Annotated in this window: 3 protein-coding genes; all 3 read right to left on the bottom strand. The window is 53.5% G+C overall.

From position 1 onward, the window contains the following. On the bottom strand, nucleotides 1-236 hold a 236-nt coding region (locus BMY36_RS18710; RefSeq protein ID WP_139194152.1), incomplete at its 3' end, for a winged helix-turn-helix transcriptional regulator. Between the two features lie 87 nt (nucleotides 237-323). Further along, nucleotides 324-4,445, bottom strand: a complete 4,122-nt coding sequence (locus BMY36_RS18715) for a CheR family methyltransferase (RefSeq protein WP_050518126.1) — start codon at nucleotides 4,443-4,445, stop codon at nucleotides 324-326. Nucleotides 4,446-4,796: 351 nt separating this feature from the next. Further along, nucleotides 4,797-5,372 (bottom strand): hypothetical protein, encoded by a 576-nt coding sequence (locus BMY36_RS18720; RefSeq protein WP_050518125.1) that lies wholly within the window; start codon nucleotides 5,370-5,372, stop codon nucleotides 4,797-4,799. Between the last annotated feature and the right edge of the window lie 137 nt (nucleotides 5,373-5,509).

Genomic DNA, 5,509 nt, shown 5'->3' on the forward strand with positions numbered 1-5,509 from the left:
CGTTGCTTGCGCGACTTCCCAGCTTCAGTTTTTAGCCATCCGGCCAATTTATCAGCAAAAAGATCAAGCTTGCTCTGCCGATCTGGCGTCGTGAACTGCGGCTCAATCGTGCCCGCGTTCAAATGCTTCGTAATCGTGTTGCGCGACAAACCAGTCCGGCGCGAAATCTCCCGGATCGATAGCTTCTCGCGCAAAGACATGCGTCGGATTATGTTCAAAAGTCCCATGTGTATCACTCCATTGCTCCCCGTGGCGCAGCGCGCTGGGGGAAGGGTCGCATGGCTCAATTCTCAGTGGAAATTATTCGATAAACCGGCTCACTTCTAAGTGGAAATCAACACTATTTCTTCACCGCTTGTAGAACGACCGCCCTCCTCAATCATTTGGTGTACCTGAATCTGCGTCTTGGTCAGGACGTCATGGATCGGTTCGAGAGCCGCTTCCAACGCCTTCTGATCTTCATCTAGGATCAGATTTTCGAATTTGTGCAGTTCGGCGGAAAGTGTGCGGGCACCAACCATATCGCAAAAACCGATGAATTTATGAACCGATCGGCGAGCCTTGAGGAGGTCAGGCTTGGCGATCAACTCTGATAACTCGGTCCAGGTCGCCTCGATCTCAGTACTAAACCCATTTAACGTGCGAAAGAACAGCACGCCGTCATCGATATCATACATCGAGGTTAGATTTTCAATGTCGAAGTCCACCAACGTAGTCGGGTCAAGCAACGTCGGGGGCAGCATATCGTCCAGCAAAAGAGCCGCAAGTTGCTGAAAATTAAGCGGCTTTTGGATACAAGCGTCGAAAGCCATATTGCTTAACATCATGGCGACTTTGGGGATCTGATGCGCGGTTATGCCGATGATCCGGGCATTGGCTGAAAGGCCGCCGCCGTTACGGATTCGGGATGCCGCCTCGCCTCCGTTGAGGCGTGGCATTTGCAGGTCCATCAGGATCACGTCGAATTTCTCGGCCGCGGCCAATTCAACGGCAACGATACCGTCGCAGGCCTCGGTCGGCAGCATGCCGAAGCGCGCCAGATTTACACATGTCATTTGTCGGATGATTTCGTGATCTTCAGCGATCAGAACCTTGAGGCCGGCAAAAACAGCAGAGAGGTCATTTTTCTCTCGTTCGGGAATGGGGATTTCGCCATCGCACTCGGGCAGCGTCAGCCGCAGCCAAAAACGCGATCCAGAACCAAGCGAGCTTTCAACACCCACTTCACCGCCCATCGCCGTGGCAAGCCTGCGGCAGATGGCAAGACCCAAGCCGGTGCCTTCCCTTCTGATGGTGTCGCGCTCTAGCATGCCAAAGTCACGAAACAGTCGTGGTACATTCTCGGGTGCGATGCCACAGCCGCTGTCGGTAACTGCAAATGTTACCGTAGGATTGTCCGGGTCATCAGCACCGCGCGTGGCAGAAAGATGAATGCTGCCGCCACGGGTGGCCTTTGCCGCGTTGGTGGCAAAGTTCAACAAAATCCGCCGCAGTGACATCACATCTCCCAACAAATTGGGCAAATCATCGACTTCAACCACGACCTCGGTCTCGTGGCGATCCGCCGACGATCGGATAAGATCGCCAATCTGCGTTAGCAAAGCACTCGGCGTAAAGGGCGCTGGCCTTAGCCGTGCCTCGCCCGCGCCGAGCCTTGCCAACTCCAGCACATCGTCAATGAGTTGCAGCATTCCGTGGCCTTCAGCCTTCAGACGATGCAGCATTCTATCATGGATCGACTTCTTGGTTTTCTGATTGAACAGATCAAGCGTGCTGAGTATCGCAATAAGTGGTGTGCGCAGATCATGTGCCAGCACCGTCATCAATCGCGCCTTGTGGGCGTCGGCCGCTTTCACCTCCGTCAAGCGCGCGCTCTTAAAGTCCGAATCGAGTTTGGCAGAGTCATCAAGCAACATTTGCTGCCTGTCGGCTTCAACCAAGGACGTTACATCAACAAAAGTGATGACAACCCCTGTGGTCGCGCCGTCCTCTAGATAAGGGACGGTCTTTACAAGATAGTGGACCTGATTTCTGTTTTCGGGGAGCTGATCCTCGACAGGATTGCCTGTACGGAACACCTCATGAATGGCTTCTTGCAGGAAAGGGTATGTTAAGGCGCAGGCAAGGTCTGTCAGCGGGCGGCCGATATCGGAATCGCGCAAACGAAGTAACTGCGAAGCAGCCGGGGTAAAGCTCCGGATCATCATGTCCCGATTTAGAAAAATAATGGCAATCCCCGTGGCGTCATGCAAATCGCGCAAATCAGTATTGGCCTTGCCGAGTTCATCAACCTTGTCAGTCAAATCAGCGTTCACAGTGCTGAGTTCTTCGTTCAGCGACTGCATTTCTTCTTTTGAGGCTTGAAACTCTTCATTCGTTGATTGGGCCTCTTCATTTACTGATACCAGTTCTTCATGTGAAGTGCTCAGATCCTCCAGGGCGGTTTCGTATTCTTCTATTGTTGACTGCAAACGCTCGTTTAACTCAAGGAAGCTGTGCTCGGAGGCGTCCTTGTCCGCCTGCACTTCTCCACTGTTTTTGGTCTTCTGATTGCTGCCAATTCTGTCACCAACTGGCCTGAACACGACCAGAAAGAAAGAGTCCCCACCCTCGGTCTCTTTAAGCGGCTCTATAACAACGGTCAGGCTCAACGCTGGGTCGTCAACAGGCAAAATTGTTGTGTGGGACGTGGGTTTGCCGGTTTCAATCGCCTTGCGCAAAGATAAGCGCATGTCATGCCGCCACTCTCGGCGAACTGTCTCAAACAGTTGCCTATTGGGCGCACCTCGGGGCGTATCGAAAAACCGTCCAGTCAGTGCCGAAAAAAAGACGATGTCACCGTCAGCACGGATCACCACATGCGCCGGACTGTGGCGTTCAAAGATCTGATGTTCTGCTCGTTGACGCACCAGATGAGCAGACATGTGCCGCGGGTAGGGGCCCTGTTCAAGTTGGGGGGGAACTTTACGCAGCTCCTTCAGAGGGATCGGGATGCGAGGACGCTGGTCGCCAAGGTCGAGGTTGCGAAAAATCCGATGCTTCCTGTCAACGGCAGTGAACAGGTGATCATGTTGGCCTATACTTTCAGAACTGCCCAGAAACAGAAATCCGCCTGGCTTTAGCGCGTAGTGAAACGTCGAGATGGCTTGCTCTTGAAGCCGAGGGCCGAGATAGATCAGAAGGTTCCTACATGACACAAGATCCATCTGGGAAAACGGAGGATCATTTATCAGGCTGTGCGGCGAGAAAATGCACATAGCGCGGATTTCGGGAATAAGAACGTGGCTTGACCCATCCGGGCGAAAAAAGCGCTCCTTACGCTCTTTTGATACGTTTTCGAGCATGTTGTCCGAATAGCGGGCGGATCGAGCTACGACCAGCGCAGGCGCATCAATGTCTGTAGCGAAAATCCGAACCTTTGGCTGAGCACAGCCTGGCGCTACATTTTCCTGGATCAGCATGGCCAAGGAATAAGCTTCTTGGCCCGTCGCGCACCCGGACACCCAGACCCGTATGGTATCTTGAGCGTCCCGATTTGCCATAAGCAACGGCAGTATCTGCGAGCTCAAGGCATCGAACGCGCTTTCATCCCGAAAGAAAGCTGTGACGCTGATGAGCAGATCGTGAAAGAGCGCCTTTACCTCCTCCGGGTCCTCGCCCAGCCGCTTTAGGTATGCGTCGGGCGTCAGAGAATTAACCAGCTGCATGCGTCGGGCAACACGCCGTAAGAAAGTTTTGCTCTTGTACCCTGCGAAATCCTGTCCTGAATAATCTTGCAGCACCTTCGCAATTTTGTCGTGCAGGCCTTGTTGTTCTAACTCTGGAGCGCTGAGTTCCCCGCGTAACAACCCGGAACCAAGCGCCGACGCTGCCTGATGCAGATCGCGCAACTTTTCGGCCATCTGCTCAACGGGAAGAGCAAAATCAACCGCTCCACTCGCCAGGGCGCTGTTAGGCATGTCCGGATAGTCAAGCGCGTTGCCGCTAGAGACTTGCGCAAACGTGACGCCCCCGTACGCATTGATAGCCTGCACGCCAAGTGTGCCATCATCACCAGACCCCGACAGCACGATACCGACTGCCCTGTCTTCTTGATCTATGGCAAGAGCGCGGAAGAAATAGTCGATTGGCTTGCGTTGGATCTTGGCTGTGCCGTCCTGCATTAACCTTAGACGCCCATCACTGATGGACAGAGACACCTGTTCGGGCATGACATGCACGACTCCGGCCCGGACTAAGTCGCCATCCTTGATGACCTCAACAGGAAGCGTCGTGAAGTGACTAAGAACTTCGCGCAAATGGCTTTCACGGGTCGGACTGAGGTGGGTTACAACGACGAACGCCATGTCAGGATTATCCTGAACATGGCTAAAAAAATCCTTAAGCGCCTGTATTCCCCCCGCTGACGCACCAATGCCGACGACGATAGTGGTTTGCTGTATCATCGTTCACATTCCCGTGTTTCAGTTTCAAACGCAAAGGTTGATTGGAACTTACAAATGCGTTGGCCAAGCTTCGGCATGCATCATAAACGCCGAGGGTCTGTCTCGTCGGTTTCTTCCCCTAGCATGCGAGGCCGTGGAGCTGCGTTGTGACGTCTAGCTCAAGATTTTTCCCTTTGGCACGACATGGCAAATGACCTTTTATTATCTCTAATTTTGCCGTGGAAGCCTACTGTTTGCAAGGTAGCACAATGGTTTGTCTTTAGTAATATTGTTTTGGCAAATTTTACGCCCAACTAACCGTTGCCGTCTCTTCGTGTCGTTTTGAGTTCCTAGCGCGGCCGCAAAGTCTTTTCATTGGGCAATCCAAACATTCGTCATTTTTGCGAAACAGTGTCCAAATCCCCCTCCCGCAACCACTTTCACCGAACGGTGAACGATGTCCGCGTCGAGCCCGCTGCCAAGCGGGCTTTTTGCGTTCTGGACAACACCGATCATCATGGTAATCGCCCCCTCCAACTCAATTTTGACGCCATCTGTGCCGATACTGACGCTTACAGAGCTGATCAAACTTTGGATTGTCTCAAGCGCTTGGGTTCGGATATCGGGGTCGGACAGGGTCGCTGCTAGGTCCATGACCTTTTGTCGGTAGAGGTCTGCAAGATTTGGATGGAACCGGACTGGCGATGGTTCTGGCGTTTCAAGGTCGTGATCAACCTGTGTCAGGCGGGCTTCCATTTCGTCCAATTTAGCCTTTAGGCCCGGTGTGCGTAGGCCGTCCGCAATGGCTTCGTAGAGGCCATCAAGCTTACGGGCCAATGCTGCACGTTCCGAGTGCAAACGGCCCCGATCTGCACTCGCAAACCCGCGCTGCGCGTTGGCCTCCAGCCCATATGCTTTGGTGAAGGCTGCGACGGCTTCGGGTTGCATGAGCCTGTTGCGAGGCTCTGTTGCACAAATGGTCTGACGGTGAGGGTTCCCCTATCTCCGGACAGACTTATCCCACGACTTCTGTAATGGGCGTGCCGAGAGTGGGTAATCCCCCCCGAAAGTAAGGGGCTGCGGAA

The sequence above is a fragment of the Pseudorhodobacter antarcticus genome (genome assembly GCF_900110135.1).
GTDB lineage: Bacteria > Pseudomonadota > Alphaproteobacteria > Rhodobacterales > Rhodobacteraceae > Pseudorhodobacter > Pseudorhodobacter antarcticus.

Coding starts and splice junctions, on each gene's coding strand:
- BMY36_RS18715 (WP_050518126.1), bottom strand. CDS start 4,445: ATGATACAGCAAACCACTATCGTCGTCGGCATTGGTGCGTCAGCGGGG.
- BMY36_RS18720 (WP_050518125.1), bottom strand. CDS start 5,372: ATGCAACCCGAAGCCGTCGCAGCCTTCACCAAAGCATATGGGCTGGAG.